The sequence below is a fragment of the Brevundimonas vesicularis NBRC 12165 genome (assembly GCF_001592205.1).
GTDB lineage: Bacteria > Pseudomonadota > Alphaproteobacteria > Caulobacterales > Caulobacteraceae > Brevundimonas > Brevundimonas vesicularis.
On sequence record NZ_BCWM01000008.1, the window covers coordinates 22,355 to 49,319 of the forward strand.

The 26,965-nt window shown below is 67.0% G+C and carries 27 protein-coding genes; 10 read left to right on the forward strand and 17 right to left on the reverse strand.

What is annotated here, in order from left to right; translation table 11 throughout:
• Positions 1 to 15: 15 nt before the first annotated feature.
• The gene (aceA, locus tag BVE01S_RS07690) at positions 16 to 1,296 is read right to left on the reverse strand and encodes an isocitrate lyase (protein ID WP_055753170.1); all 1,281 of its coding nucleotides are present in this window, start codon (positions 1,294 to 1,296) and stop codon (positions 16 to 18) included.
• 156 nt (positions 1,297 to 1,452) lie between these two features.
• Between aceA and BVE01S_RS07695 the strand changes: the two genes are divergently transcribed.
• Positions 1,453 to 2,883: a helix-turn-helix domain-containing protein gene (locus tag BVE01S_RS07695; protein WP_066626251.1), complete on the forward strand. Its 1,431-nt coding sequence runs from the start codon at positions 1,453 to 1,455 to the stop codon at positions 2,881 to 2,883.
• A gap of 3 nt (positions 2,884 to 2,886) precedes the next feature.
• On the opposite strand, the gene BVE01S_RS07700 is transcribed toward BVE01S_RS07695, so the two are convergent.
• From BVE01S_RS07700 to petA, 5 genes are all read right to left on the reverse strand, one after another.
• Positions 2,887 to 4,527: a M28 family peptidase gene (locus BVE01S_RS07700; protein ID WP_066626252.1), complete on the reverse strand. Its 1,641-nt coding sequence runs from the start codon at positions 4,525 to 4,527 to the stop codon at positions 2,887 to 2,889.
• 72 nt (positions 4,528 to 4,599) lie between these two features.
• Positions 4,600 to 6,267, reverse strand: a complete 1,668-nt coding sequence (locus BVE01S_RS07705; RefSeq protein WP_066626255.1) for a M28 family metallopeptidase — start codon at positions 6,265 to 6,267, stop codon at positions 4,600 to 4,602.
• 152 nt (positions 6,268 to 6,419) lie between these two features.
• Positions 6,420 to 7,295 carry a cytochrome c1 gene (locus BVE01S_RS07710; RefSeq protein ID WP_244878369.1) on the reverse strand — a complete coding sequence of 292 codons (876 nt, stop codon included), beginning with the start codon at positions 7,293 to 7,295 and terminating at the stop codon, positions 6,420 to 6,422.
• Between the two features lie 5 nt (positions 7,296 to 7,300).
• Entirely contained in the window at positions 7,301 to 8,605 is a 1,305-nt protein-coding gene (locus tag BVE01S_RS07715) for a cytochrome b (protein ID WP_039245598.1), read from the reverse strand.
• 16 nt (positions 8,606 to 8,621) lie between these two features.
• On the reverse strand, positions 8,622 to 9,179 hold the full coding sequence (gene petA / locus BVE01S_RS07720; RefSeq protein ID WP_045810115.1) for a ubiquinol-cytochrome c reductase iron-sulfur subunit: 558 nt from the start codon (positions 9,177 to 9,179) through the stop codon (positions 8,622 to 8,624).
• A gap of 194 nt (positions 9,180 to 9,373) precedes the next feature.
• Here petA and BVE01S_RS07725 point away from each other — a divergent pair, with 194 nt between their 5' ends.
• Positions 9,374 to 9,829 (forward strand): tRNA (cytidine(34)-2'-O)-methyltransferase, encoded by a 456-nt coding sequence (locus BVE01S_RS07725; protein ID WP_066626259.1) that lies wholly within the window; start codon positions 9,374 to 9,376, stop codon positions 9,827 to 9,829.
• Here BVE01S_RS07725 and BVE01S_RS07730 read toward each other — a convergent pair.
• Positions 9,820 to 11,079 (reverse strand): dipeptidase, encoded by a 1,260-nt coding sequence (locus tag BVE01S_RS07730; protein WP_066626261.1) that lies wholly within the window; start codon positions 11,077 to 11,079, stop codon positions 9,820 to 9,822. The genes BVE01S_RS07725 and BVE01S_RS07730 overlap by 10 nt on opposite strands.
• Positions 11,080 to 11,182: 103 nt before the next feature.
• Here BVE01S_RS07730 and hemF point away from each other — a divergent pair, with 103 nt between their 5' ends.
• Positions 11,183 to 12,064, forward strand: coding sequence for an oxygen-dependent coproporphyrinogen oxidase (hemF, locus tag BVE01S_RS07735; RefSeq protein WP_066626479.1), 882 nt, complete (start codon positions 11,183 to 11,185; stop codon positions 12,062 to 12,064).
• On the opposite strand, the gene BVE01S_RS07740 is transcribed toward hemF, so the two are convergent.
• Entirely contained in the window at positions 12,061 to 12,936 is an 876-nt protein-coding gene (locus BVE01S_RS07740) for a LysR family transcriptional regulator (protein ID WP_066626263.1), read from the reverse strand. The genes hemF and BVE01S_RS07740 overlap by 4 nt on opposite strands.
• A gap of 79 nt (positions 12,937 to 13,015) precedes the next feature.
• Between BVE01S_RS07740 and BVE01S_RS07745 the strand changes: the two genes are divergently transcribed.
• On the forward strand, positions 13,016 to 14,074 hold the full coding sequence (locus BVE01S_RS07745; protein ID WP_066626265.1) for a YeiH family protein: 1,059 nt from the start codon (positions 13,016 to 13,018) through the stop codon (positions 14,072 to 14,074).
• Here BVE01S_RS07745 and BVE01S_RS07750 read toward each other — a convergent pair.
• Together BVE01S_RS07750 and rlmJ are read right to left on the reverse strand one after the other, a co-directional pair.
• Positions 14,071 to 14,802, reverse strand: a complete 732-nt coding sequence (locus BVE01S_RS07750) for a glutamine amidotransferase-related protein (RefSeq protein WP_066626266.1) — start codon at positions 14,800 to 14,802, stop codon at positions 14,071 to 14,073. The genes BVE01S_RS07745 and BVE01S_RS07750 overlap by 4 nt on opposite strands.
• Positions 14,803 to 14,824: 22 nt before the next feature.
• On the reverse strand, positions 14,825 to 15,640 hold the full coding sequence (gene rlmJ / locus BVE01S_RS07755; protein WP_066626267.1) for a 23S rRNA (adenine(2030)-N(6))-methyltransferase RlmJ: 816 nt from the start codon (positions 15,638 to 15,640) through the stop codon (positions 14,825 to 14,827).
• A gap of 91 nt (positions 15,641 to 15,731) precedes the next feature.
• On the opposite strand from rlmJ, the gene BVE01S_RS07760 reads away from it, so the two are divergent.
• The 6 genes from BVE01S_RS07760 to rnhB all read left to right on the forward strand — a co-directional run bounded on the left by BVE01S_RS07760 (position 15,732) and on the right by rnhB (position 20,421).
• Positions 15,732 to 16,076, forward strand: coding sequence for a hypothetical protein (locus BVE01S_RS07760; protein WP_066550731.1), 345 nt, complete (start codon positions 15,732 to 15,734; stop codon positions 16,074 to 16,076).
• Entirely contained in the window at positions 16,076 to 17,098 is a 1,023-nt protein-coding gene (locus tag BVE01S_RS07765) for a DNA topoisomerase IB (RefSeq protein ID WP_066626269.1), read from the forward strand. The genes BVE01S_RS07760 and BVE01S_RS07765 overlap by 1 nt, the downstream gene beginning before the upstream one ends.
• A gap of 66 nt (positions 17,099 to 17,164) precedes the next feature.
• A complete protein-coding gene (gene ygfZ, locus BVE01S_RS07770) occupies positions 17,165 to 17,968 on the forward strand; it encodes a CAF17-like 4Fe-4S cluster assembly/insertion protein YgfZ (protein WP_066626270.1) in 804 nt (267 codons plus the stop codon).
• 7 nt (positions 17,969 to 17,975) lie between these two features.
• A complete protein-coding gene (locus BVE01S_RS07775; RefSeq protein WP_066626271.1) occupies positions 17,976 to 18,734 on the forward strand; it encodes a 3-oxoacyl-ACP reductase in 759 nt (252 codons plus the stop codon).
• 444 nt (positions 18,735 to 19,178) lie between these two features.
• Positions 19,179 to 19,787 carry a DNA-3-methyladenine glycosylase I gene (locus BVE01S_RS07780; protein ID WP_066626274.1) on the forward strand — a complete coding sequence of 203 codons (609 nt, stop codon included), beginning with the start codon at positions 19,179 to 19,181 and terminating at the stop codon, positions 19,785 to 19,787.
• A complete protein-coding gene (gene rnhB, locus BVE01S_RS07785; RefSeq protein WP_066626279.1) occupies positions 19,780 to 20,421 on the forward strand; it encodes a ribonuclease HII in 642 nt (213 codons plus the stop codon). The genes BVE01S_RS07780 and rnhB overlap by 8 nt, the downstream gene beginning before the upstream one ends.
• 7 nt (positions 20,422 to 20,428) lie before the next feature.
• Here rnhB and BVE01S_RS07790 read toward each other — a convergent pair whose 3' ends face one another.
• From BVE01S_RS07790 to BVE01S_RS07820, 7 genes are all read right to left on the reverse strand, one after another.
• Positions 20,429 to 20,707 (reverse strand): hypothetical protein, encoded by a 279-nt coding sequence (locus tag BVE01S_RS07790; protein WP_066626281.1) that lies wholly within the window; start codon positions 20,705 to 20,707, stop codon positions 20,429 to 20,431.
• A gap of 62 nt (positions 20,708 to 20,769) precedes the next feature.
• Entirely contained in the window at positions 20,770 to 21,807 is a 1,038-nt protein-coding gene (locus BVE01S_RS07795; RefSeq protein ID WP_066626284.1) for a DNA adenine methylase, read from the reverse strand.
• 79 nt (positions 21,808 to 21,886) lie between these two features.
• A complete protein-coding gene (locus tag BVE01S_RS07800) occupies positions 21,887 to 22,543 on the reverse strand; it encodes an OmpW/AlkL family protein (protein ID WP_066626481.1) in 657 nt (218 codons plus the stop codon).
• A gap of 128 nt (positions 22,544 to 22,671) precedes the next feature.
• Entirely contained in the window at positions 22,672 to 24,048 is a 1,377-nt protein-coding gene (gene hemN / locus BVE01S_RS07805) for an oxygen-independent coproporphyrinogen III oxidase (RefSeq protein WP_066626285.1), read from the reverse strand.
• Entirely contained in the window at positions 24,035 to 24,184 is a 150-nt protein-coding gene (cydX, locus tag BVE01S_RS07810) for a cytochrome bd-I oxidase subunit CydX (RefSeq protein WP_017504187.1), read from the reverse strand. The genes hemN and cydX overlap by 14 nt, the downstream gene beginning before the upstream one ends.
• A 19-nt stretch (positions 24,185 to 24,203) precedes the next feature.
• A complete protein-coding gene (gene cydB, locus BVE01S_RS07815; protein ID WP_066626290.1) occupies positions 24,204 to 25,352 on the reverse strand; it encodes a cytochrome d ubiquinol oxidase subunit II in 1,149 nt (382 codons plus the stop codon).
• 24 nt (positions 25,353 to 25,376) lie between these two features.
• Positions 25,377 to 26,957 carry a cytochrome ubiquinol oxidase subunit I gene (locus BVE01S_RS07820; protein ID WP_066626482.1) on the reverse strand — a complete coding sequence of 527 codons (1,581 nt, stop codon included), beginning with the start codon at positions 26,955 to 26,957 and terminating at the stop codon, positions 25,377 to 25,379.
• Positions 26,958 to 26,965 lie beyond the last annotated feature (8 nt).

Sequence of the window (26,965 nt, forward strand, 5' to 3'; positions counted from 1 at the left end):
CGGGTTCCTTCAGGGTTAAGCCGCGTGGGTGAACTGGGCGGTCTCGGTCGAGTCCTTCAGCGCCGTCGTCGAGGACGTGCCGTTGGAGATGACCGTAGCGACCTGGTCGAAATAGCCGGTGCCGACTTCGCGTTGGTGACGCGTGGCGGTGTAGCCGATGGCCTCGTTGGCGAACTCGCGCTGTTGCAGCTCCGAATAGGCCGCCATGCCGCGATCGCGATAACCGTCCGCCAGCTCGAACATCGAGTTGTTCAGGCTGTGGAAGCCGGCCAGGGTCACGAACTGGAACTTGTAGCCCATAGCCCCCAGCTCGCGCTGGAACTTGGCGATGGTGGCGTCGTCCAGCTTGGCCTTCCAGTTGAAGGACGGCGAGCAGTTGTAAGCCATCAGCTTGCCCGGATGCTTCTTCTGCACGGCCTCCGCGAACTTCTTGGCGTCGTCCAGATCCGGATGCGACGTCTCCCACCACAGCAGGTCGGCGATATTGGCGTAGGACAGGCCGCGCGCGATGCAGTGGTCCAGACCCGTGCCCTCCTTCAGGCGGAAGAAGCCTTCAGGCGTGCGGTTGTCGCGATCGATGAAGGGCTGGTCCCGCTCGTCGATGTCCGAGGTGATCAGTTGCGCGCTTTCGGCGTCCGTGCGTGCGACCGTGATGGTCGGCGTGCCCATGACGTCGGCGGCCAGACGCGCGGCGACCAGATTGCGCTCATGCGCCTGGGTCGGGATCAGAACCTTGCCGCCCAGGTGGCCGCACTTTTTTTCCGACGCCAGCTGGTCCTCGAAGTGAACGCCGGCCGCGCCCGCCTCGATGAAGGCCTTCATGATCTCGAAGCTGTTCAGCGGCCCGCCGAAACCGGCTTCCGCGTCGGCGACAATGGGAACGAACCAGTCGCGCTTGGCGCCGCCCTCGGCATGCTCGATCTGATCGGCGCGCTGCAGTGTGCGGTTGATGCGGCGGCACAGTTCCGGCGCGGCGTTGGCCGGGTACAGCGACTGGTCGGGATACATGGCGCCGGCCGTGTTGGCGTCAGCCGCGACCTGCCAGCCCGACAGATAGATAGCCTTCAGACCCGCGCGGACCATCTGCATGGCCTGGTTTCCGGTGACGGCGCCCAGCGCATTGATGAAGGGCTCGTCGTGCAGCAACTGCCACAGGCGGTTGGCCCCGCGCTCGGCCAGCGTATGGGTGATCGGCACCGAGCCGCGTAGGCGCAGGACGTCTTCAGGAGTGTAGGGGCGCTCGATGCCGTCGAAACGGCCGGCGGGCGAAGGCACCAAATCGGCGAAAGTGGTCATGGTCGAACTCGGTCTCTGAAGGGCGCGGCCGCAGCCGCCGTCTCGGAGACAAGAACACGCGCCGGTCAAAACTGATACAGATCGAACCCCATCAACAAAGTCATCTTGTCACACTATGACTTTGCCTATTCGGTCACGTTGTGACATCGTGCGGTGATGAACACCGCCGCTGACCGCAAGCTGTTTCTGGGCGCCCGGCTCAAGCGGCTGCGGCGCGATCTGGGGCTGACCCAGACCGCCATGGCCGCCGATCTGGACGTTTCTCCAAGCTATCTCAATCACATAGAGCGCAACCAGCGCCCGGTTTCAGCCCAACTCCTGCTGCGTCTGGCTGATACCTATGACGTCGACCTGCGCGCCCTGAACCAGGGTGGCGCGGCGGACGAGGCGCGTCTCACGGAGATCCTGACCGATCCTCTATTCAAGGGTCTGTCCGCGCCCCGGCACGAACTGGTGCAACTGTTGGAAGAGGCGCCCGGCGTGGCCGACGCCCTGCTGCGCCTCTATCAGGCTTTCGACGACGGCCGCACGCGCGCCCGCGCCGCCGCCGAGACGGGCGAAAGCCCGATCGAGACCAGTCCCGCCGAATGGGTGCGCGAATATATCCAGTCGCGCGGCAACCATTTCCCCGAACTGGACCAGATGGGCGAGGCCCTGTCCGACGCCCTGTCCGCCGAGGCGCCCGCCCACGCCGACGGCTTCGAACCCGCCGCCCGTCATCGGCTGGCGGCCAAACACGATCTGGGCGTCCGCACCCTGCCGGCCGAGGTCATGGTGGAATGGACACGCCGCTACGACCTGCATCGTCGCCGTCTGTTGCTGTCGGAAATCCTGGGGCCGTCCTCGCGCGCCTTCGCCATCGCCTATCAACTGGCCTTGGCCGAGCAAGGGCCGGCGCTCAACGCGCTGGCGGAGACCGCCGGCGCCCCGGACGGACCGACTCGCTCCCTGCTGAAGGTCGCCCTGACCAACACCCTCGCCGCCGCGACCCTGATGCCCTACGCCGCCTTCCAGCGGGCGGCCGAAGGAACCCGCTATGACCTGACCCGGCTGCAGGCCCGGTTCGGCGTCAGCTACGAACAGGCCGCGCACCGCCTGACCACCCTGTCACGCCCCACCGCGCGCGGCGTGCCCTTCTTCCTGATGCGGGTCGATCAGGCCGGGAACATCTCTAAACGCTATGCGGCGGGCGCCTTTCCCTTCTCGCGTTTCGGCGGCGCCTGCCCGCGCTGGCGGCTGCATTCGGCCTTCCGCACGCCCGGCCGCATCGTCACCCAGATCATCGAGACTCCAGATGGCGGCCGCTGGTTCACCTTCGCACGCACGGTCGAGCGGCAAGGCCACGACGGCTATGGCGAGCACCACGACCTCGCCGTCGGCCTGGGCTGCGAACTGCGTCATGCGCATCGTCTGGCCTACGCCCACGGCATCGACCTGCAGAACCCCGAGGTCACGCCCATCGGTCCGGCCTGCCGCCTGTGCCACCGCCACCCGTGCGCCGAACGCGCCGCCGCCCCCATCGACCGCCCGCTGGCGGTCGATGACTGGTCCAAGTCCGTCAGCCCCTATCCGTTCGGCGCGGCCTGAGGCCTAGCGCCTCTGGTCCGCCGTACGGTCGCGGATGGCGTTGAACTCGGCGGTCGGCTTCCACGCAGGCCAGCTCTCGCTGTCGGCCACCGTCAGCCCCAGCCGATACAGCAGGTCCAGGTTCTGCAAGGCGGCGGTAAAGTCATAGTCGGCCCGCCATTCATCGGTCAGCTTGTGATAATATCTGGCCATCGCGCCCTCGTAATAGGGCTTGCCCGCCTCGATCCCGCCCTCGACGAAATCGCGGCCTGTCCACGGCATCAGGGCCGGCACCCCGCCGGCCGCGAAGTTGAAGTGGTCGGAGCGGTAGTAGAAGCCTTCCTCCGGATAGCCGTCGCCCGTCACCACCCGCCCCTGCACGGCGGCGAACCGGCCCAGGATATCCTCCAGCTCCGACTTGCCGACCCCGAACACCGCCACGTCACGCGTTGCGGGCGTAAAAGGCAGCATGTCGATGTTGATGTCCGCCGCCGTCTTGGCCAGCGGATAGACCGGATCGGCGGCATAGGCCTCCGACCCCAGCAGCCCCTGCTCCTCGGCCGTGACGTGCAGGAAGACCACGGTGCGCTTCGGCGCCGGCCCAGCCTTGAACGCCCGCGCCATCTCGATCAGACCGGCCGTCCCCGACGCATTGTCCCAGGCGCCGTTGAAGATGTCGTCGCCCTCGGCGTTCGGCGTCCTGGCCTTCCCGACGTGATCCCAGTGGGCGGAATAGAAGACGTATTCGTCAGGCCGCTCGGTGCCAGGAATCTTGGCCAGCAGGTTGTTGGAATGGATGACTTCGGTCGTCTCGGCGATATCGACGCTGAGACGCGCGCCCAGATCCAGAACGCCCCCCAAGGCGGTCGTCTTCGCCCGCTCTACGGCGGCTTCCAGGGGCGCGCCGCCGATCGCCGTCGCCGTGGCCATGTTTATGGAGCCGCTGAACCGCGGGTCCTGCGCGCCCTTGACCGTCATCTGCGGCCGGGTCGCCCCGCCCACGGCTCGGCGCCAGCGGTTGTCCTGGTCCTGAAGCGTGATGACGCCCACGGCTCCGCGCTTCAGCGCCTCCTGGGTCTTGTGCGTGGTCGAGCCGTAGAAGTTGGGATCCTCGCCCATCACCGTCGGCTGGCCGCGCAGAATGACCACGACCTTGCCGGTCAGGTCCGCATTGCCATAATCGTCCCAGGTCGGCCCCGAAATGCCGTAACCGGCGAAGACCAGCGGCGCCTCGGCCGTCACGACAGGTTCCGCCGACCCGGCCCGCAGGGTGATGTCCGTCCCCGAAACCAGTGGATGCGCCATGCCGTCCGCCCCGGTCCAGGCCGCCATCGGCGCCCGCTCCGGCGTGAAGCGCACCAGATCGACGGGCTGCAGCCACGATCCGTCGCGCCCGCCCGGCTCCAGCCCCATCGCCTCATACTGCGCCTGCAGATAGGCCAGGGTCAGCCGTTCGCCGATCAGGCCGGGAAACCGCCCCTCCAACTCGTCCGACGCCAGATATTTGATGTGGTCCGACAGGCGCTGGGCGCTGAACTGAGGCGTCGCGGCCGAGGCGACGGCGAAGGCGTCCAGCTTGGGCGCCGGAGATGCCACCGGCGTCGTCGCGCAGGCGGCGAGCGCGAGCGCCGCGAGGGCGATCAGGGGTGAACGGCGATGGATCATTGAACTGACTCGACAGGCGGAATGGCAAAGGGGCGGAGATCCCTCTCCGCCCCATCTCGATTTGTAAAAAGACTAGCGGCGTTCGGACGCGGTCGTGGCGCGCACCGGCGCGAACTCCGAACCCGACTTCCACTGCGGCCAGTCGCGACCGTTCGCCAGGGCGCGACCGACATCGTAGAAGACCGTCAGATCCTCAATCATGCCGCTGTAGTCCCAGTCGGGCGACCATTCATCCGCCGCCTGGTGATAGCGTTTGGCGCCGTATTCCGACCGCGCCGCCTCGCGCGCGGCGATCGGTTCGTCGCGGAATTCGCCCCGGCTGCCGGCGTAGGCCATCGGCACGCCGCGCTTGGCCAGCGGGAAGTGGTCCGAACGATAATAGGTGCCGGCCGCATTCTCGTAGTCCGGCACCAGCGACCGCCCTTGCGGCTGAATCGCCGCCGCCAGACGCTCGTCGAAGTCCGACTGGCCATATCCGGTTACGCCCAGACCGGTGACGCGGCCATAGACGTTCATGGAGTCCATGTTGAACCCGCCCACCGTCTTGGCCAGCGGATAGACCGGGTTCACCGCATAGTATTCCGAGCCCAGCAGGCCGCTTTCCTCGCCGGTGAAGCTGATCATCACGATCGAGCGCTCGGTGCGCGGCGCGCGACCGAACATGCGCGCCAGCTCTAGCAGACCCGCCGTGCCCGAGGCATTGTCCACCGCCCCGTTGAAGATGCGGTCGCCGGTCGCATCCGGCTCGCCCATGCCGATGTGATCCCAGTGGGCGGTATAGAGGATCGTCTCGTCCGGATGAGTTGTGCCCGGCAGGCGGGCGATGACATTGTGGCTGGTGACCTGATTGGTGGCAACGTCGAACTCGGTCGAGAAGGATGCGCCGGGCAAGGCGACCGGCTGGAAGTCACGGCTGCGCGCCTGGACCTTCAGCGCGTCGAAATCCAGACCCGCGCGACGGAACAGGTCGACCGCCACGTCACGCTGGATCCAGCCCTCCATCGGCACGCGCTCCGCCGCCGCATTTTGGCGCAGGATGTCGAACTGCGACACGCCCCAGGAGTTGGCGACCGTCTGCCAGCCGTAAGACGCCGGCGCCGTCTCGTGAACGATCAGCACGCCCGCCGCGCCCTGTTTGGCCGCCTCTTCGTATTTGTAGGTCCAGCGGCCGTAATAGGTCATGGCCTTGCCGCCGAAGGTGTTCAGCGCTGGCTCCTCGAAGTCGGCGTCATTGACCAGCACGACCAGGATCTTGCCGCGCAGGTCCTGACCCTTGAAGTCGTTCCACTGCCGCTCGGGGGCATTGATGCCGTAGCCGACGAAGACCAGCGGCGCGTCCTTCAGGCTGACGTGTTCGGCCGGGCGGCGGGTCGAGATGGCGACCTCGCGCCCTTGCGTCATCGGCAGGGTCCAGTCGCCCAGCTTCAGCGAGGCCCGCACATTGGACTGGGTGAAGCGGTTCAGGATCACGTCCTGCGTCCACTGGCCGTTCGGCCCGCCCGGCTCGAACCCGGCGGCGGCGTAGCCTTCGCTCAGATAGCGGATGACCTTGTCCTCAGCCGGTGTGGCGATGCCCCTGCCCTCGAAACTGTCGTCCGAAAGCGTCTTGATGTCCTGCGAGATGCGCGCCGCATCGAAAGTCGGGACGGTGTGAACCGCAGCGGGATTGGGCGCCGTGGCGCAGGCGGACAAGGCGGCGCTCGCCAACAGAACGGCGGCGAAAGAAGAGACAAGACGCATGAACGGAAGGCCCCACAGCCGAAAACGATACGCGACCCTAGGGGGCGAACTTCTCCCTGTCGATGCTGCGTCCCGGACCTTTCGTCGCAAACGAAAAAGCCCGCCGAGGCGAACCTTGGCGGGCTTACGATTTCGATCCGGCAGCGATGCCCTTAGTGGGCGACGCCCTTCCAGATGCGGCGGTAGGCGACATAGGTGATGCCGGCGAACAGCAGCAGATAGATCATCACGCCCAGACCGGCCTGCTTGCGCTCGACCATCTTCGGCTCGGACGTCCAGGCGATGAAGGCCGCGACGTCCTTGGCGTATTGATCGACCGTCTGGGGCGAGCCGTCGTCATAGGTCACTTGACCGTTCTGAAGCGGCGGCGGCATGGCGATGAAGCCGCCGGGCGGAACGTGCTTGTGGTCGCCCGTCCAGAACGGCGTCAGGTCGCCGGCCATATAGGGGTTGTAGTGCTGACCCTCGCGGATCTGCAGACCGGCCGGCGCGGCCTTGTAGCCGGACAGCAGCGAATAGATGTAGTTCGCGCCGTCGTGCCGGGCCTTGGCCATGACCGAAAGGTCGGGCGGCGCGGCGCCGCCGTTGCCCGCCGCCGCCGCCGTAGCGTTCGGATAGGGGGCGCGGAACTTGTCGGCAGGCGTGGCGTCACGCTGGATCGCCTCGCCGGTCTCGCTGTCGATGTCGCCGACCTGGTTTTCCTTGGCCAGAGCCTTCACAACGGGGTTGTCGTTCGGGTTCGGATACTTCGGATTCCAGAACGGCCCATGACGGTCGCCCAGGTTCCGATAGTGCATCAGGTTCATGCTGTGACAGGCGGCGCAGACCTCGTGATAGACCTTATAGCCGCGTTGCAGCTGGCCCTGGTCATAGGTGCCGAACGGCCCCTCGAAGCTGAACCCGCCCGAGCGCGGATGGGCGGCGGCGCCCGACGCCATGGCGGGAGCGGCGGCGCTCAACAGACCCAGCGCAATCGCGGCCGAGATGATGATCGTCTTGAACGACACGGTCTTCATTCCAATCGTCATGATTTTCAGACCTTGTGCTCGACGGCGCCGGCGCCGGTCAGGACCGGCTCGGAGATCGTCGCCGGGATCGGCAGCGGCTGCTCCTTCAACCCGACCAACGGCATGATGATCAGGAAGAAGACGAAGTAATAGAGGGTGAAGACCCGCGTCAGCCAAAGGTAGGAGTTCAGGTCGCCGTCGATCAGGGTGAAGGTCTTGAACGACCCGATCACCGGCGCGTCAGGCAGCTGACCACCGCACCAGCCCAGGCCCACGCCCACCACCAGGAAGATGATGAAGAAGGTCCGCATCGTCGGGCGATAGCGCATCGAGCGCACCTTGGACGTATCCAGCCAGGGCAGGACGAACAGCACGCCGATGGCGCTGAACATCGCCACCACGCCGCCGAACTTGTCCGGGATGGCGCGCAGGATCGCGTAGAAGGGCAGCATGTACCACTCGGGCACGATGTGCGCCGGCGTCTGCAGCGGGTTGGCCGGGATATAGTTGTCGGCGTGGCCCAGCGCGTTCGGCTGATAGAAGACGAAAATGGCGAACAGGATCAGGAACAGGATGATCGCAAAGCCGTCCTTGACCGTGAAATACGGGTGGAAGGGCAGCGTGTCCTTCTTCTCCCGATCCTTCGGGATCAGGATGCCGACCGGGTTGTTCTGACCGGCCGAGTGCAGCGCCCAAAGGTGCAGCACGACGCAGCCCAGGATGGCGAACGGCAGCAGATAGTGCAGCGAGAAGAAGCGGTTCAGCGTCGCATTGTCGATCGCCGGGCCGCCGCGCAGCCAGATCAGGATCGGCTCGCCCAGCACCGGGATGGCGCCGATCAGGTTGGTAATGACCTCAGCGCCCCAGAACGACATCTGGCCCCACGGCAGGACGTAACCCAGGAAGGCGGTGGCGATCATCAGGAAGAAGATCACGCAGCCGATGATCCAGATCATCTCGCGCGGCGCCTTGTACGAGCCGTAGTAGAGGCCGCGCAGCATGTGCAGATAGACGGCGATGAAGAACATCGACGCGCCGTTGGCGTGGACATAGCGGATCAGCCAACCGCCGTTCACGTCGCGCATGATGCGCTCGACCGAGGCGAAGGCCAGGTCGACGTTCGGCGTATAGTGCATGGCCAGGACGATGCCGGTGACGATCTGCGTCATCAGGCACAGGGCCAGGATCCCGCCGAAGGTCCACCAGTAGTTCAGGTTCCTCGGCGTCGGCAGGGACATGTAGTCCGCGCCGAAACGGATGATCGGTAGCCGGGTGTCCAGCCACTTCTCGACGCCCGTCTTCGGGACGTAGGTGCTCTCGTGATCGCTCATGATTCCCCCTTGGTCCTCAGCCGATCTTGACGCGGGTGTCGGACAGATAATCGTATTCCGGCACCACTAGGTTCAGGGGCGCCGGCCCCTTACGAATGCGGCCGGAGGCGTCGTAGTGCGAGCCGTGGCAGGGGCAGAACCAGCCGCCGTAATCGCCCGCGCCGAAGGTCGGCACGCAACCCAGGTGCGTGCACGAACCGATGACGACCAGATATTTCTCGTGGCCCGGCTTGGTGCGCTCGGCATCCGTCTGGGGCTGCTTCAGGTCGGGCGCGTGATCGTCCGCGATGACCTTCTGCAGCTCGGCCGGGGTGCGGTAACGCACGAACACCGGCTTGCCCTGCCATTTGATGACGACCTGCTGGCCTTCCTGAACCTTGGTCAGGTCGAACTCGATTGACGCCAGCGCCAGCGTATCGGCCGCCGGGTTCATCTGGTTGATCAGCGGCCAGGCGATCATGGCGCCCGCGCCGACCGCTGCGGCGCCCGCCGCGATGTAGATAAAGTCCCGACGATTGGGATCACCGCCCTCAGGGCTGTGACCGTCTTCCGTATGCACGACCGATTCGGCCACGTTTCCACCTCTCGAACGCCGCAGAAGACCCCCAAGGGCGTCCCCAGCCACGGCACGAACCAACAAAAGACGCCGGGAATCCCCGACGGCCCGTGACTTGCGCCGCATTGGACGCAAGCTGCTGACGTTTCTTGCGAAACGCTCGCAAACAGACCGCGACAAACCCCCTCGCCGCGCGTATGTCAGGCCTTAGAATGCGTCTCGCCCTTTTTCAACCGGACATTCCTCAGAACGTCGGAGCCTGCATCCGATTGTCGGCCTGTTTCGGCGTCGATCTGCATGTGATCGAGCCGACGGGCTTCCGTTTAGACGACCGCGCCATGAAGCGCGCGGCCCTCGACTACGGCCCACTGTCCCACATGACCCGCCACGCCGACTGGGAGGCCTTCCAAGCGGATCGTCCGGCCGGGCGTCTGGTGCTGCTTACGACCAAGGGCGCGACGCCCCTGCCCGATTTCGTCTTCCAGCCTGACGACACCCTGCTGTTCGGCAAGGAAAGCGCCGGCGCCCCCGACTATGTCCATGCCGCCGCCGACGCGCGTGTCGTCGTACCGCTGCGACCCGACGCCCGCTCGCTGAACCTGTCCGTCACCGCCGGAATCGCCCTTTGGGAAGGACTGCGCCAGACGGGCGCCGTCGGTCAGTTCTGAGCCGACGCGGGCTCCAGCCGCGCCATCGACGGGCGTTCGCCGGACTTTAACGCCGCCACGGCCTCGACCGACCGCATGACCCGCAGCAGGTTCTCGCCGGCGATCTTGCGGATGTCGGCCTCGGTCCAGCCCGCCGCCATCAGGGCCGCCAGGATTCGCGGATAGGCGTCCACCCCGCCCATGCCTTCCGGCAAGCTGCCGATGCCGTCGAAGTCGGCGCCCAGGCCGACATGATCGATGCCCGCGACTTCGCGCACGTGCTGAATATGCGCCACCACGTCGGCCAAGGTCGCCTGAGGCGTCGGATTGGCGGCGGTCCAGGCCGTCAGCCCGGCCTCCACCGCGCCGGGATCGCCGGGGTTCAGGGTCTTCAGCCGCGCCTCCTCGCCCGCCTTGGCCCCGTTCCAGGTTCGCACCGCCTCGGACACGAAGCCGGGGGCCAGGTTGATCATCACGATGCCGCCGTCCTGCGGCATCATCCGCAGCACTCGATCCGGCACATTGCGCGGATGATCCGTGACCGCCCGCGCCGACGAGTGGGAGAAGATCACCGGCGCATCGGACACGCGCATGGCGTCCAGCATCGTCTCCTCGGAGACGTGGCTGAGGTCGACCATCATGCCCAGCCGGTTCATCTCCTTGACCACCGCTTCGCCGAACGGGTTGAGCCCGCCCCATTTCGGCGCGTCCGTCGCGCTGTCGGCCCAGGTCGTGGTCTTGGAGTGGGTCAGGGTCATGTAGCGCGCGCCGGCCCGGTAGAACTCGCGCAGCAGGGCCAGGGAATCGTCGATCGAATAGCCGCCCTCCATCCCGATCAGGCTGGCGATCCGGCCCGAATTGAACACCGCATCCACCTCGTCCGCCGTGGTCGCTAGGCCGAAGGTGTCGGGGTGGGCGGCGATGATGCGTTTGGCCGTATCGATCTGCTCGAAGGTTTCCTCAACCGCCTCAAGCGGCGTCAGGCTGGCGGGCACATAGACGGACCAGAACTGCCCTCCGACGCCCCCGGCCCGCAGGCGCGCGATATCGGTATGCAGTTTGGTCGACGCCGCCAGATTCTTCGTCAGATCAACGGCGTAAACGTCGTTCCCATACTGCTGTCGCAGCGCCCACGGCAGGTCGTTGTGCCCGTCGATCAGCGGCGTGGTCTTCAGAATCTCCATCACCCGCGCCTCATCGGCGTCCTGGGCCTGAACCGCCCCTCCCAGCGCGAGCGAGGCGACGGCGACGGAAACGAGACGGCGGATCATGGACGGGCTTCCTGAAAACGGCAGACAGCCATTAGCGCCCGCGATTCTGCTTATGACAACCTGTCCGGATGACGCCGACGCCGCGACGTGGTTCAAGCGCGCCATGAGCGACGCCGTCTTCACCGATCCGCTCGACCTGAAGAAGGTCGAGACCCGCGCATGGTTCGAACATCTGCGCGACCGCATCCATGCCGCCTTCGAGGCGTTGGAGGATGCCGCCCCCGCCGACCTGTTCCCTGGCGAGCCCGGTCGCTTCGTCCGCACCGCATGGGAGCGGCCCGAGGGCGGCGGCGGCGTCATGGGCATGATGCACGGTCGCCTGTTCGAAAAGGTCGGCGTCCACGTCTCTACCGTGCATGGCGCCTTTCCCCCCGACTACGCCAGGACCGTGCCTGGCGCCGACGTCGATCCGCGCTTCTTCGCGACGGGGATCAGCCTGATCTGCCACCCCGTCAGCCCGCGCATTCCAGCCGTTCATATGAACACCCGCTTCATCGCCACGACCAAGAGCTGGTTCGGCGGCGGCGGCGACCTGACGCCCGTGCTGATGGCGGATCGTCGTCAGGATCACCCCGACACCGTCGCCTTCCACGCGGCCATGCAGACCGCCTGCGACGCCCACGATCCGACCTGGCACGCCAAATACAAGGCCTGGTGCGACGAGTATTTCTATCTGCCCCACCGCAAGGAGCCGCGCGGCACCGGCGGCGTCTTCTACGACCATCACGACAGCGGCGACTATGACCGAGACTTCGCCTTCACCCGCGACATCGGCCTGGCCTTCCTGGACGTCTATCCCCGCATCGTCGCCGCTCGCATGGCCGAGCCCTGGACGGTCGAGGAGCGCGAGGAACAGCTGATCCGCCGGGGCCGCTACGTCGAGTTCAACCTGCTCTACGACCGCGGCACCATGTTCGGGCTGAAGACCGGCGGGAACGTCGATTCGATCCTGTCGTCCATGCCGCCGGTGGTGAAGTGGCCCTAGCCCATCGCCTCGACAAACACGTCGCCGGCCCGGCTGCGATACCGTTCGCGGTGTCGTAACAGGCGGAACGGCCGCTCCGGCAGGGTGACGGGCGCCGTCACCAACCGCCCGGCGGCCACCGACGCATAGGCCACGCTTTCCGACAGGGCCGTGGCCCCCGCCCCCGCCTCGGCCGCCGCCAGCACGGCCTCGTTCGACGGCAGGGTCATCGACACCGACAGGGTCGCGGGATCGACCCCCATGTCCCGCACCGCCGCCTCCAGCGTCGATCGCGTGCCAGAGCCTACTTCGCGCAACACCCAGGGCTGGCCCGACAGATCCTTCGCCTCCAGCCGACGTCGCGTCGCCCAGGGATGGTCCGGCGTCACCAGCACGGCCAGCCGATCCGACCCCACCTGGACCTGCGACAGGGCCGGCTCCTCCACGGCCCCCTCGACCAGGCCGATCTCGGCAGCGCCGCTCAGCACCGCCTGCGCCGCCTCGCGCGTGTTGCCGATCTCGACGGCCAGTTCGACGCCGGGATAGGCCGTGTGGAAATGCACCAATCGGCGCGGCAGCCAGTAGCTGGCGATGGTCTGGCTCGCGAACACCGCCAGACGCCCGCGCCGCAGGGCGCTCATGTCCGCCAGAGCCTCCTCGGCCGCCGCCGCCCGCGCCAGCACCGCCTTGGCCTCGGGCAGGAAGGCGCGGCCAGTCTCGTTCAGCACCACGCCACGCCCGACCCGGTCGAACAGCCGCACGTCGTGCTCGGTTTCCAACGCCGCCAACGCGTTCGACACGGCCGACTGGGTCAGGTTCAGCGCCCTTGCCGCCGCCGTCACATGGTCGCGCTCGGCGACGGCGACGAAGATACGCAGGCGTTCCAAGGTCACGATTGATCTCCAAATCGGATTGAAACGACCATAACTATCCGTTGGACCGCCGTCGAGGGCAGGCGCATCACGCTTGACGATGAAGTCCGCCGCCCTGCCCGCCCCCTTCCAAACACCCACTTTGGCGTCGGTGACGGCGTCCGGACGCACGATCCGGCCGGGCGTCATGCTGTGCCTGCTGGTGACTCTGGCAGCCATCGGTCTGACCAGCATCGAGCGCGACGTGATCGGCCATGTCTGGCTGGAGCCGCTGGTGCTGGCCATCCTGCTGGGCGCCGCCGTGCGCACTGCCTGGACGCCCGATGCGCGGTTCAAGGCCGGGATCGACTTCTCGGCCAAGACCTTGCTGGAGGTCGCGGTGGTGCTGCTCGGCGCCTCGGTCAGCGCCGCCACCCTGTCATCGCTGGGCGTCGGCTTCGTCCTGGGCATCTTCGCCCTGGTCGCGCTCGCCATCGTCGTCGGTTTCGGCCTCGGTCGCGCCTTGGGCCTGAACCCACGCATGGCCCTGCTGGTCGCCTGCGGCAACGCCATCTGCGGCAACTCCGCCATCGCCGCCGTCGCCCCCGTCATCGACGCCGATGGAAAAGAAGTCGCCGCCTCCATCGCCTTCACCGCCGTGCTCGGCGTGATCGTGGTTCTGGCCCTGCCCCTGCTGGGGGGCCTGATCCATCTGAACGGCGTGCAATACGGCGCCCTGGCCGGACTGACCGTCTATGCGGTGCCGCAGGTTCTGGCCGCCGCCGCGCCCTTTGGCGCCCTCGCCACTCAAACCGGCACGGTGGTCAAGCTGGTGCGGGTGCTGATGCTCGGTCCTGTCATCCTCGCCCTGTCACTGATCTTCCGCGACCGCGCGCCCGGCGCCGCAAAGCCCGGCCTGTCGCGCCTGCTGCCCTGGTTCATCATCGGCTTCCTTGTCATGATCGGCCTGCGCTCGTTTGACCTGATCCCGCAGGCCGCGCTGGCGCCCATGGCCGCCGCCTCCAGCCTGCTGACCGTCGTCGCCATGGCCGCCCTGGGTCTCCAGACCGACATCCGCGCCGTCGCCCGCGCCGGAGGCCGCGTCGTTGTCGCCGTCATCCTATCGCTGGGCGCATTGGTCGTGCTGGCGCTGGCGCTGATCCGGCTACTGGGTCTCTAGATCCCGCTGCCGCAATCCTCGACCGGCGGCGGGGTCAGCAGCAGAAAGGCGCGGATCCAGGCGGTCAGCACGGCCCGGTCGTTGGGCCGCTTCAGACTGTCGATCGCCTGATCCGCCACATCGTGCGGGATGCGCGCCCCGCGCCGTCCCTCGATCAGGGCCGCCGCATAGTCCGGCTGAAACTCCGGGTGACACTGGAACGAGATCGCATCGTCGCCCCAGGCCAGGCCGGCGTAGGGCGTAAAGCCGCTGGACGCGATCACCCGCGCATCGTCCGAAACCGCGACGACCTGATCCTGGTGCGACACGGGAATGGCGATCGTCCGCGCCCGTGGATGCATCCACGGCGCATCCTCGCGCACGTCATAGCGGTGCAGCCCCACGCCCCAGCCCTTGGACGATTTCTCCACCACGCCGCCGAACGCATGGGCCAGCGCCTGATGCCCGAAACAGATGCCGACCAGCCGCGTCCGCCCCCGCGCCGCCCTAAGCCAATCGATCAACTGCGGAATCCACGGCAGATCGTCATAGACCCCCGCCGCCGACCCCGTGACGATGGCCCCCTGAAAGACCGAAGGATCCTCGGGCAGATGCCCCGACTGCACGTCAAACCGCGTGGTCGGCACACCCTCGCCCAGCAGGGCCCGAAACCGCGCGGGATAGTCGTCGAAATCGTCCTTCAGATGCTCCGGCGGGTGTCCGGTTTCCAGAATGGCGATGCGCGTCATGCGATCAACCTAGTGACTGCGGTCAGAAGGTCCAGACCTCGGCCCGTCCGCCCGCTTCGCCGAGCGCCCCCGCGACCCAGCCGCAGATCTCGGTCGCGGCCGCTTCCGCGCCCGCCGGCGGATTGACCACCACCATGGCGCAGCCGTTCATCTTCATCGGATTGGTCAGCGGCCTCAGCCGCGCCTCGGCGACCAGGGTCGGCCCCGCCTTGCCTTGCAGCCGCCGAATGAAGCCGTCGAAGGTCTCCAGATCCTTCAGCGGCGTCCAAATGGCCACCGTCGCCGTCGGATCGCGCCTCACCACCGAAATCGCGGTCTCGGCCGAGCGGATATAATCGTCGGGCTTTTCGAACGGCGGGTCGATCAGCACCAGCGGCCCGCGCACCTTCGCCGCCTCCCCCGCCACCGCCGCATAGCCGTCGCCCTCGCGCGCCTCGGCGTTCGCTCGCCCCGTCAGCGCCTCGCCCAGCATGGCCCGAACCGGCGGGTTCAACTCGAACCCTACATACCGACCGCCAGGCGTCAGCGCGTCCGCGATCAGCAACGGCGACCCCGGATAGAACCGCGCCCCGCCCTCAGGATTCAGCGCCGCGACCTCGCCCGCCAGCGCATCCATCAGCGGCGTGCGCCCCTCCGCGGACATCAGCCGCGCCACGCCGGCCTCGGCCTCCCTGGACCGCGCGCCGTCGCCCGACAGATCGTACAGCCCCGCCCCCGCATGGGTGTCAAACACCGTCAGCGGCCCCGACGCCTGCCACGCCTTCACCAGCCAAAGCACCAGGGCGTGCTTGACCAGGTCGGCGAAGTTTCCGGCGTGAAAGCTGTGGCGATAGTTCATGCCGCCTCGTCCCGCGCCCGGCCCGCGCGGTCAAGCGGAACTCGCGCGCCAGACACGGCGTTCGGCCTAAGTCCTTGTACGGAAAGATGCGATGGCCGCCAAAACCACCCTCACCGACGCGCAACGCAAGCCGCCCAAGGGCGTCGCGACCCAGGCGAAGCGGGGTCTCGACCTGCGCGACAAGCACGACCGGGGCGGCACCGAGGTCGGCGTACGCCGCGCCCACCAGTTGGCGGATCAGAAGCCCGTCTCGGACAAGGACATCAAGGACATCTACAGCTACTTCGCCCGCCACACCGTGGACAAGGACGGCAAGGGCTGGGGCAGCCGTACCGATCCTTCGGCCGGCTATATCGCCTGGCTGCTGTGGGGCGGCGACCCGGCCGAGCGCTGGATCAAACGGCTGCATGATCGCCTCGAAAAGGCGAACGGGTGATGGCCGACGGATCGCACGCCTTCGACATCGCCGCCGAAGTCCCTCAAGGCCTCAGCTATTGCAGCGACGAGTTCGCGGGCCTGACCCGCCGCCGCGCCGGCAAGGGCTGGTCCTATCGCGACGCCAAGGGCAAAACCGTCACGGACGCCAAGACCCTGGCCCGCATCCGCGCGCTGGCCATTCCGCCCGCCTGGACCGATGTCTGGATCTGTCCCAAGGCCAACGGCCATATCCAGGCGACCGGCCGGGACGTGAAGGGCCGCAAACAATACCGCTATCACAACGACTGGAGCACGGCCCGCTCCGAGAACAAGTTCGACAAGCTGCCGGCCTTCTCGCGCAACCTGCCGAAACTGCGCGAAAAGGTCGAACATGACCTGGCCCTTCGCGGCGTCTGTCGCGACAAGGTGCTGGCCACCGCCGTGCGCCTGCTGGAGATCACCCTGATCCGGGTCGGCAACTCCATCTACGCTAAACAGAACCGCAGCTACGGCCTGACGACCCTGCACAAGCGCCACATTGATGTCGACGGCGCGGCCCTGACGTTTGAGTTTCGCGGCAAGAGCGGCAAGGATCACAGCGTCAGCGTCAAAGACCGGCGCCTAGCCAAGGTCGTGCGGCAGCTGGAAGGTCTGCCCGGCCAGCAACTCTTCAAATACCGCGCGGCCGACGGCGCGCTGTGCCCGGTCGATTCCGACGACGTGAACGCCTACATCCGCGAGGCGATGGGCGAGCAGTTCTCGGCCAAGGACTTCCGCACCTGGGCCGGCACCGTCTCGGCGGCGCGGGCGCTGCGCGACACCGAGGCCCCGACCTCGCCCACCGACGCCAAGCGAAAGATCACCGTCTGCGTGAAGGCCGTCGCCGGCCTCTTGGGCAACACCCCCACCGTCTGCCGCGCGTCTTATGTCCACCCCAAGGTCTTCGCCCTGTTCGAAAGCGGCGAAATCGGCAAGGCCTTGCCGGGGTCAGAGACCAAGGGGTTTGAAAAGGCGCTGATCAAACAGCTGCTCGCGGTGTGACGCGGTGGCGGCCTAAATTCGGCGCGGCATCTTCTGAACGGTTCGCCCCCGCCCTATCTTCGCCCCATGCCAATAGCCCGTCTCGACAGTCGCGCCCTGATCTCCGTCACGGGCGAGGATGCGAAACCCTTTCTGCACAATCTGTTGACCCAGGATGTGGAGACGCTGGCCGAAGGCGAACTGCGGTTCGGCGCCCTGTTGTCCCCGCCCGGCCGTCTGCTGTTCGACCTGTTCCTTCTGGGACAGGCTGACGGCGTTCTGCTGGATGTGGCGACTGAGCGTCGCGACGCCCTGATCCAGCGCCTGTCGATGTACAAGCTGCGCGCCAAGGTTCAGGTCGCCGCCGACGACCGCCCGGTCTTCGCCGCCTGGCCCGAGGCCCCCGCCGGCTTCATCCCCGACCCCCGCACGCCCCTGATGGGCGGCCGTCTCTATGTCGAGGCGACTGCTGACGCCGCCGAGGCCGACTACGACGCCTACCGCCTGTCGATCGGCCTGCCCGATCCGACCGCCGACGCGCCCCAGGACAAGACCTATCCGATCGAGGCCGACTTCGACCTGCTGAACGGCATCGACTTCCAGAAGGGCTGTTTCGTCGGCCAGGAGACGACCTCGCGGATGAAGCGCCGGGGCACGATCAAAAACCGGATGCTCCCGTTGGACTTCGACGGCCCGCCCCCCGCCTTCGGCGCCGAGGTGCTGAAGGGCGAACTGCGCGCAGGCGAAGTCCTCTCGGGTCAGGACGGTTCGGTCATGGCCCTGCTGCGCATCGACCGCCTCGACGGCGACCTGACCGTGGACGGCCGCCCGGTGCGCTTGCGCAAACCCGCCTGGATGGGCGAGGACGTCCTTCCCTCCTCCAACGCGTGAGTCCCCCATGAAGATCGCCGATCAGATCGTCCTCGTCACCGGCGGGGCGCGCGGCGTCGGCGCCGCCTGCGTCCGCGCCTTCGCCCATGAAGGCGCTCGCGTCGTCATCAATTGGAGGAACAGCGGCGAGGCCGCGAACGCCCTGGCCGCCGAGATCGGCGAGCGCGCCCTCGCCCTCCAGGCCGACGTGACCGACCGCGCCGCGGTGGACGCCATGGTCGCGGCCGCGCAAGGCCGTTTCGGCGCCCCCGTCACCACTGTCGTCAACAACGCCCTGGACTACAGCTTCAACGGCGACGCCCGCTCTCAGATGACCGCCATCGGCTGGGACGAGATGGATCACCAGTTCTCGACCGTCGTGCGCGGCGCCCTGAACCTGATCCAGGCGACCGCCCCCGGCATGGCGGCCGCCCGGTTCGGCCGCATCGTCAACATCGGCACCAACCTGTTCCAGAATCCGGTCGTGCCCTACCACGACTACACCGCCGCCAAGGCCGCCCTGCTCAGCCTGACCCGCACCGCCGCCGGCGACCTCGGCCCTGACGGCATCACCGTCAACATGGTCTCGGGCGGTCTCCTGCGCACCACCGACGCCAGCGCCGCCACGCCCGAGGCCGTCTTCGACCTGATCGCCGGCATGACGCCGCTGCGCAGCGTCACGACCCCGCAAGAGTTCGCCGACGCCGTCCTCTTCTTCGCCTCCCCCTGGAGCCGCGCGGTCACCGGCCAGAACCTGGTCGTGGACGGCGGGTTGGTCCGGGACTGAAGCCCTCTGAATTTCGTCATCCTCCGGCAAGCCGCTTGCGGCGCAGACCGGGGGACCCAGCGGCGTGCGTGAGCGCGAACCTGTCGCGGCTTCTGTGTTCAACCATCCAGCGGCGGATGGATTTCGCCTTCGGCGCCGCTGGGTCCCCCGGTCTCGCTCTGCTCGCCGGAGGATGACGAAAGAGCGACGCCATCCATCGTATCGCCCTGAAACTTCCACCAGCATTTCCGCAACTTGTTTGCGACCAGCGTCAATCGACCAGCCCCCGCCGCCGACGCCCCTACTATGCGTGGTTTTAAGCCGGAGGCCGCAAAACCTGACCGCATCACATCGAGCCCAGCCTCCGAGATTAGACGAATTAGACACTTTAGACGGTGTTTTTCCTCCGTCGCCCCGACGCCGAACGCCCTTCCATCGATCGGAACAGACTGGCAACTTCAGGCCATGACCGACTCACACGCCCCAGAGGGTCTCGGCGGCCGATGCGGCTGGTGCGGGACCGACCCGCTCTATGTCGCCTATCACGACACCGAATGGGGCGTGCCCGAGCGTGATCCCCGCGCCCTGTGGGAAAAATTGGTGCTCGACGGCTTTCAGGCCGGCCTCGCCTGGATCACCATCCTCAGAAAACGCGAGGGCATCCGCGACGCCTTCGACGGTTTCGATCCCGAGATCGTCGCCCGCTATGGCGAGGCAGACATCCAGCGCCTGCTGAACGATCCGCGCATCATCCGCTCGCGCGCCAAGATCAACGCCGCCATCCGGGGCGCCCAGATCTGGCTCCAGATGCGCGATGACGGCGAGGACTTCTCCGCCTGGCTCTGGTCCTTCGTCGGCGGCGAGCCGATCCAGACCCCCTACGCCGACTATCGCCAGTCCCCGACCCAGACCGAACAGTCCGTCGCCATGGCCAAGGCGCTGAAGAAGCGCGGCTTCAACTTCTGCGGCCCGGTCATCGTCTATGCCTTCATGCAGGCCGTCGGCATGGTCAACGATCACCAGACGACCTGCTTCCGTCACGCCCAGGTTCGTGCGATGGCGGGCCATGGCTAAAGCCCCCGCGAATCCGAAAGCCTTCCCGACCCTCGTGCTGGAAACGGTGCTGATGCAGCGGGTCAACGGTCACGTCTGTGGCGTGGACGAGGCCGGGCGCGGTCCCTGGGCCGGGCCGGTTTCGGCGGCGGCCGTGATCCTGAACCCCGACGACCTCCCGCCCGGCATCGACGATTCCAAGGCCCTGACCGAAAAGCGTCGCGCCGCCCTGGAGCCCGAGATCAAGGCCCGCGCCGTCGCCTGGGGCGTCGGCTTCTCCTCCGTGGAAGAGATCGAGGAACTCAACATCCTGCACGCCACGGGCTTGGCCATGTGCCGCGCCATCGAGGCCTTGCAGGTCCAGCCGGTCGCCGCCCTGGTCGACGGCAACTATCGCTTCAAGCTTCCCTGCGAAATCCAGACGGTCGTCGGGGGCGATGGACTGTCGCTATCCATCGCGGCGGCCTCGATCCTGGCCAAGACCGCGCGAGACCGGTTGATGATCGATCTGGATGCCCAATATCCCGGCTACGGCTTCGCCAGTCATAAGGGCTACAACGCTCCGATCCACCAGAACGCCTTGAAAGCCCTGGGCCCCTGCCCCGCGCATCGGCGCAGTTGGTCCCCGATCAAGGCGCTGTTGCAGGAGGCCTGACGCCGTCTCAGATATGCAGGAAGCCACCCAGCAGCGCGCCCATCAGGGCCGCCACAGCCGCCCCGGCGATCGCCATCATCCAGCGCGGCGGCGGCGCCACCTCGGGCTCGACATCGATCTGCTCGATGGGTTGAGCAGCTTCGACCGGCCGCGCGTAGCGTGCGGCGTTGTGGGTGAAGGTCGCATCCGCCGTTCGCGGCGCCCACGAGCGCGGCTCGGCCCCCGGCCGCACGCGGTAGTCGTCGGGGCGATCGGTCTTGGGGGCGGTGTGCGGGTGCGGTTGCATAGTCCCACAACGGCACGCAGCGATTCGCGTTCCGCCCTACCCTCCGTTGTTTTCGTTGGTGTCTATGCGGCCACGGGCAGGGACACCGGCCGCTCAGTGACCACGAACAGGTGCTCGACATTCTTGAGCCGCCCGACCTGCCCGACCTTCTCGCCCTTGGGATTATGGATCCCGATCCGGGCGCCGACGTATCGCGGATGCGCCACCTCCAGGACCTGAACATGGCCCCTCGCCGACAGCATCTCGACCAGGTCGGCGCGGCTCAGATACCCCTCGTCGTTGAAGCTGACGATCAGGTTCGGCGCCTTGACCCGCTCGATCACCGTCCGCAGCGCCGGGCCGATGCCTGGCCGACTGTTGAAGGCGCTTTTGCGCGTCCTCACGTCCACCCGCTTGTTGGCGACCCCATAGGTCTCTGGCTGGTCCCACAGCACCAGGCTCTCCCAACAGTGGTAATTCCCCAGATAGGAATGCTGGTTGTAGGGCGGATCCAGATAAACCAGGTCCGCCTCGACCTGTTCAGCGATCTCGACCGCATCGCCCTGCGTCGCGCGGCACGGCCCGTCCACGGCCGGGACCAGATCCGGCGTGCGCAGCTCCAGCGTCTTCAGCGCCCTCGGCGCCCACTGCTTCATATAGGCCATCTGAACCCCGGCGGTGGAATCCACGCGGTCCGCCGCCTCCATCAGGCTGACCAGGGCGATGGCCTTAAGTTCCGGCTCCAGTCCCATGGCCTCGATCCGGTCGCGCATGGCGTCGATCCGCGCACCGTTGTCCGGGTGGAAATACCGCGCGTCCTGACAAAAGGCCTGGGTGAACCAGCCCGCCTCGGGCTTCACCGTCCGCAGCTCGGCCAGCACGACCTCGGCCCGCTCGACCCACCGCTCCCGATCCGCCTGTACATAGGTCGTCGCCAGGGCGTGGGCATAGGCGTTCAGGTCGTTCGACCACACCTGAAACCCCTGCTTCTTCAAGGCGTGCCCGACCCGCGCTGTGCCCGAAAACAGATCGCACACCCGCCCGCCCTGCGGCAGCACCCCCGCCACCGCACCCGTCACATGCCCCAGCAAGGCGCGCTTGGAGCCGATATATTTGATCATGACGCGGCCCGACTCATCGCGGCAGCATAGCGGGTTGCAGCGAAGCGCGAGAGGGGCCGCGTCGAGAGCCCCCGCAGCCTCAGAACTTGCGGCTGACGCCCAGAGACACGACCCACGGATCGAGGTTCACGCTGGACTTCAGGGCGCCGTCGTTGATCTTGGCGTCCGTCTCGAACCAGACCTTCTTTACGTCGACGTTCAGGCTCCAGGGCCCCTGAATGCCGACGTCCGCGCCCGCTTGAAGCGCGTAGCCGAAACCGTCGTCCAGATCGACGGTGAAGCCGTTCTTGTCCTTGCCGCTGTAGAACAGCATGTAGTTCACGCCCGCGCCGACATAGGGGCTGAAGCTCCCCTGGCTCAGCGGACGATACTGCAGCGTGACCACCGGCGGCAGAACCCAGGTCTCATGCACGGCCACGTCCGTCGCACCGCCTTGGGCGCGAATCTCGTGCCGGGTCGTGCCCAGGATCGCCTCGACCGCGAGGTGATCGGTCAGGAAGTAGGTGAAGCCCAGGGTCGGCATGACGCTGTCGCCCACATCCACCTTCAGGCCGGTGTCGGCGCCCGCGGCTGTGGTGATGGCGTCATCGGCCTGGGAGAAGACGTCGGTGACGCGCCCGCTCACCAGGAAGTCGCCCTTCTTCGGCGCCTCCCAGGCAACGGATGTCTGAGCGAGGGCTGGCGCGGCGCATGCGGTGAAGGCGACGGCGGCAAGCAGCAGGGTCTTGGTATTCATCTTCTGATCCCCGACGCCCTGGCCGCCTCGTGCGGCCTTCGTCAGGCGTCTGAGCGGGGTGTGCGCCCCGGTGGACGCCTCGGCCTTGATCCAGCGCAAATCGTTCAGGGGGTGGACAATCTGTCCACTCACACCACCCGCGCATGCCTTTGCTGAAGAGCCGCCGCATTGGGATCGAAGGCGGCGCAAACCGCCCTGACGAACGGACGGCCCAGGTCGGTCACCGCCACCACCGTCCCGTCGATCCGCACCAGACCATCGTCGACGAAGCGCTCCAACAGGGACCAGGCGCCGGCGACGTCCGACAGGTCCCGACCGCGACGCCGGACGATGGGCGCAAGATCAACAACGAAATCGCACATCAGCCGCTCGATAATCTCGCTCACGAACGCGTCGCCTTCGGTCAGGGCGACGCCTCGGGCGACCGGCAGGTCGCCGGCCTCGACAGCGCGGCGCCAGTCAAGTTCCTGCGCGTGGTTCTGAACATAGCCCCTGGGCGTGCGACTGATCGACGAGGCGCCCAGACCGATCAGCACGTCTGCGGCGTCGGTGGTGTAGCCCTGGAAGTTGCGATGCAGCCGTCCGGCCCGGTCCGCCGCCGCCAACCCGTCGTGCGGCAGGGCGAAATGATCCAGCCCGATCGCCTGCCACCCCTTGCCGACCAGATAGCGCGCCGCCGCCTGGCTCTGGGCGAAGCGCGCTTCGGCGTCCGGCAGGTCGGCGTCGTTGATCAGCCGCTGATGCGGCTTCATCCACGGGACATGGGCATAGCCGAACAGGGCGATCCGTTCGGGCTTCAGCGTCGTGACCTGCCCCAGGGTGGTGATGACGTTCTCGACGGCCTGAAGCGGCAGGCCGTACATCAGATCCAGGTTGAGGGAGGTCACGCCCTGCCCACGCAAGGCTTCGGCCGCCCAGCGGATGGTCTCGAAACGTTCGGGCCGGTTCACCGCCGCCTGGACACTCGGCGACAGGTCCTGCACCCCCAGACTGGCGCGGCTCAGGCCGATGCGGCCCGCCGCCTCGACCCATTCCTGCGTCAGGACTTCCGGATCCAACTCGGCGGCGACCTCGAAACAGTCGCCCAAGTCGAACCGTGCGGACAGGCCGGCGAACAGTCGCTCCAGATCGTCCGGCGACAGCATGTTCGGGGTGCCGCCGCCCAGATGGATCGAACCGACACGGACCGGCCGGCCGGTCCGGGCCAGAACCAAATCCGCCTCGCGCAGCAGCAGATCGACATAGCTGGAGATGACGCCGGGCCGGTTCACCGCCCGGGTGTTGCAGCCGCAGTACCAGCACAGCCGCTTGCAGAACGGCAGATGGAGATACAGCGAGACCGGCTGATCCGAGGACACGCGCCCCAGCCAGTCGGCCCATTCGCCAGGTCCGACGGCGGGCGTGAACTGGGCCGCCGTCGGATAGGAGGTATAGCGCGGCGCATGGGCGTCATAGCGCGCGATCAGGTCGCGAACGGACAGGCGCGCGGAGCTAGAGAGGGACATCGCCCTCTTTCGATGCGTCGGGCGTGGACAGGCCGGCGTCGCCTTCGTCAAACAGATGGAACTCGTGCCACAGGCCGTTCAGCACGCCGAACCCGACGGCCAGGCCAAGCCCCAGGATCCAGGAAAAATACCACATGGTTCTGCGCTCCTAAGGGTCAGTACAGATCGGGATTGGTCTTGAGGGCGGCGGTCGACGTCCGGCCCCACAGCACGCGATAGACCCAGGCGGTGTAGAGCAGCACCAAGGGCAGGAAGATCAGCGTGCAGATCAGCATGATGAACAGGGTCAGATGGCTGGATGAGGCGTTCCACACCGTCAGGCTGGACTGCGGATTGACCGAGCTGGGCAGGATGAACGGGAACATCGAAAGGCCGACGGTGGAGATGATGCCCACGGTGGACAGGGAAGATCCGCCGAAAGCCAGCGGCGCGGACCTCCGCCACATCCCGACCAGGCCGACCAGCGCACCCAGGAAGCCCAAGGCCGGTGCGATCAGCATCCACGGATAGCGGCCGTAGTTGTCCAGCCAGGCGCCGGGCGCGGCCTGGACCGTCGTGCGCAGCGGATTGGAGAAGCCGTTGACGTCCAGCGCGCCGGTGATCCGGTAGCCCAGGCCGCCGTAGGCGACATACAGTCCGCCGACCGCAAACAGGATCAGGGCCAGAACAGCGGCGACCGTGCCGAACAGACGCGCCCGCTCCATCACCGGGCCGGCCTCGGCCTTGACCGACAGCCAGGCCGCTCCGTGCAGCACCAGCATGGCCACCGACAACAGGCCGGCGATGAGGCTGAAGGGGGTGAACAGGCCGAATAGCGTACCGTCGTAGAAGGACCGCAGGTCGCCATCCAGATGGAAGGGCGCGCCCAGCAAGACATTGCCCACCGCGACGCCGAACACCAGGGCCGGAACGAAGCCGCCGATGAATAGGCACCAGTCCCAGAACGACCGCCACTTGGGCGACGCCCGCTTGGAGCGATATTTGAACGACACCGGCCGCAGGATCAGCGCGGACAGCACCAGGAACATGGCCAGGTAGAAGCCCGAGAAGCTGACGGCGTAGACGAAGGGCCAGGCGGCGAAGATGGCGCCTCCGCCCAGGATGAACCACACCTGGTTGCCTTCCCAGGTGGCGCCGACGGTGTTGATCACCATGCGGCGTTCCTCATCCGTCTTGGCGACGAACGGCAGAAGGGCGCCGACGCCCAGGTCGAAGCCGTCGGTCAGGGCGAAGGCGATCAGAAGCACGCCCAGCAGCCCCCACCAGATCAGGCGAAGCGTGGCGAAGTCGAGGGGAAGATCCATTGTCGGATGTCCTAAGGTCTTGGGTCAGGCCACGGCGGGCGCAGGAACGCGCTCGGCCGGCGCTTCGGGGCTGGGTTCGCCGAACGTCTCCTGTTCGTGGAACGGCCCCTTCTTGATGGCGAAGAGCATCAGCCGCACCTCGACCACCGCCAGCGCGCCATACAGCAGGGTGAAGCCGACGATCGTGGCCCACAGCTGCGGCACGGTCAGGGACGAGGCGCCCAGGAAGGTGGGCAGCACGCCCTCCACGGCCCACGGCTGGCGGCCGAACTCGGCCAGGATCCACCCGAACTCGATGGCGATCCACGGCAGCGGGATGGCCAGGACGGCTAACCGCAGGAACCACTTCGTATGATGCTTGCGCAGGGTGCAGAGCACGAAGGCCGTGCCGAACAGGGCGATCATGAACATCCCGATGCCCGCCATGATGCGGAAGCTCCAGAACAGGGCCGGGACGTTCGGCACCGTCTCCCATGCGGTCTGCTGGATCAGCGCCGGCGTGGCCTGGCGGGGATCGGCGACGTGGCGCTTCAGCAGCAGGCCATAGCCCAGGTCGCGGCGGTGGGTCTCGAACACGCCGCGTGCGACGGGATCGGCCGGGTCAGCCTTGACCTTCTCCAGCGCGTCATAGGCGATGACGCCGGATTCGATGCGATCCTCGGCCGTGGCGACCAGTTCGAAGATGCCTTCGACGGGCTTGTCGATGGTGCGGGTCGCGATCAGCCCCATGATCCACGGCACGTGAACGCCGAAATGGGTCTCGCGGTCCTTCATCGAAGGAACGCCGATCAGCGTCAGACCGGCGGGCGCAGGCTCGGTGTGCCACATGGCCTCCAGAGCGGCGAGCTTCATCTTCTGGTTATCGGTCAGATTATAGCCGGACTGGTCGCCCAGCACGACGGCCGACAGCGACGCCGCCAGACCGAACGCCGAGGCCACGGTCATCGACCGCTTGGCGAAGCCGACGTGCTTGCCACGCAGCAGATAGAAGGCCGAGACGCCCAGAACGAAGACCGAGGCGCAGACATAGCCGGCCGAAACGGTGTGGACGAACTTGGCCTGGGCTACCGGGTTGAACGCCACGGCCATGAAGTCCGTGACCTCCATCCGCATCGTGTCGGGATTGAAGGCGGCGCCGACCGGGTTCTGCATCCAGCCGTTGGCGATCAGGATCCACAGGGCCGACAGATTGGTGCCCAGCGCGACCATGAAGGTGACGAACAGGTGAGCGTGCGGCTTCAGCTTGTCCCAGCCGAAGAACATCAGGCCGACAAAGGTCGCCTCCAGGAAGAAGGCCATCAGCCCTTCGATGGCCAGCGGCGCGCCGAAGATGTCGCCGACATAGTGGCTGTAATAGCTCCAGTTCATGCCGAACTGGAACTCCATAGTGATGCCGGTCGCGACGCCCAGTACGAAATTGATGCCGAAGCAGACGCCCCAGAACCGGGTGATCGTCCGCCAGATGGGCCGGCGGGTCATCACATAGATCGACTCCATGATGACCAGCATGAACGACAGCCCCAGCGTCAGGGGCACGAACAGGAAGTGGTAAAGGGCCGTCAGCGCAAACTGCAGCCGGGACAGGTCGACGACCGCGAGGTCGATCATGGCGT

Coding starts and splice junctions, on each gene's coding strand:
- BVE01S_RS07710 (WP_244878369.1), bottom strand. CDS start 7,295: ATGACGATTGGAATGAAGACCGTGTCGTTCAAGACGATCATCATCTCG.
- BVE01S_RS07745 (WP_066626265.1), top strand. CDS start 13,016: ATGAAGTCCGCCGCCCTGCCCGCCCCCTTCCAAACACCCACTTTGGCG.
- cydB (WP_066626290.1), bottom strand. CDS start 25,352: ATGGATCTTCCCCTCGACTTCGCCACGCTTCGCCTGATCTGGTGGGGG.
- BVE01S_RS07795 (WP_066626284.1), bottom strand. CDS start 21,807: ATGATCAAATATATCGGCTCCAAGCGCGCCTTGCTGGGGCATGTGACG.
- hemN (WP_066626285.1), bottom strand. CDS start 24,048: ATGTCCCTCTCTAGCTCCGCGCGCCTGTCCGTTCGCGACCTGATCGCG.
- BVE01S_RS07705 (WP_066626255.1), bottom strand. CDS start 6,267: ATGCGTCTTGTCTCTTCTTTCGCCGCCGTTCTGTTGGCGAGCGCCGCC.
- BVE01S_RS07765 (WP_066626269.1), top strand. CDS start 16,076: ATGGCCGACGGATCGCACGCCTTCGACATCGCCGCCGAAGTCCCTCAA.
- BVE01S_RS07750 (WP_066626266.1), bottom strand. CDS start 14,802: ATGACGCGCATCGCCATTCTGGAAACCGGACACCCGCCGGAGCATCTG.
- BVE01S_RS07800 (WP_066626481.1), bottom strand. CDS start 22,543: ATGAATACCAAGACCCTGCTGCTTGCCGCCGTCGCCTTCACCGCATGC.
- hemF (WP_066626479.1), top strand. CDS start 11,183: ATGAGCGACGCCGTCTTCACCGATCCGCTCGACCTGAAGAAGGTCGAG.
- BVE01S_RS07725 (WP_066626259.1), top strand. CDS start 9,374: ATGCGTCTCGCCCTTTTTCAACCGGACATTCCTCAGAACGTCGGAGCC.
- BVE01S_RS07775 (WP_066626271.1), top strand. CDS start 17,976: ATGAAGATCGCCGATCAGATCGTCCTCGTCACCGGCGGGGCGCGCGGC.
- BVE01S_RS07695 (WP_066626251.1), top strand. CDS start 1,453: ATGAACACCGCCGCTGACCGCAAGCTGTTTCTGGGCGCCCGGCTCAAG.
- BVE01S_RS07715 (WP_039245598.1), bottom strand. CDS start 8,605: ATGAGCGATCACGAGAGCACCTACGTCCCGAAGACGGGCGTCGAGAAG.
- aceA (WP_055753170.1), bottom strand. CDS start 1,296: ATGACCACTTTCGCCGATTTGGTGCCTTCGCCCGCCGGCCGTTTCGAC.
- rnhB (WP_066626279.1), top strand. CDS start 19,780: ATGGCTAAAGCCCCCGCGAATCCGAAAGCCTTCCCGACCCTCGTGCTG.
- BVE01S_RS07790 (WP_066626281.1), bottom strand. CDS start 20,707: ATGCAACCGCACCCGCACACCGCCCCCAAGACCGATCGCCCCGACGAC.
- BVE01S_RS07730 (WP_066626261.1), bottom strand. CDS start 11,079: ATGATCCGCCGTCTCGTTTCCGTCGCCGTCGCCTCGCTCGCGCTGGGA.
- BVE01S_RS07760 (WP_066550731.1), top strand. CDS start 15,732: ATGGCCGCCAAAACCACCCTCACCGACGCGCAACGCAAGCCGCCCAAG.
- BVE01S_RS07780 (WP_066626274.1), top strand. CDS start 19,179: ATGACCGACTCACACGCCCCAGAGGGTCTCGGCGGCCGATGCGGCTGG.
- BVE01S_RS07700 (WP_066626252.1), bottom strand. CDS start 4,527: ATGATCCATCGCCGTTCACCCCTGATCGCCCTCGCGGCGCTCGCGCTC.
- cydX (WP_017504187.1), bottom strand. CDS start 24,184: ATGTGGTATTTTTCCTGGATCCTGGGGCTTGGCCTGGCCGTCGGGTTC.
- ygfZ (WP_066626270.1), top strand. CDS start 17,165: ATGCCAATAGCCCGTCTCGACAGTCGCGCCCTGATCTCCGTCACGGGC.
- rlmJ (WP_066626267.1), bottom strand. CDS start 15,640: ATGAACTATCGCCACAGCTTTCACGCCGGAAACTTCGCCGACCTGGTC.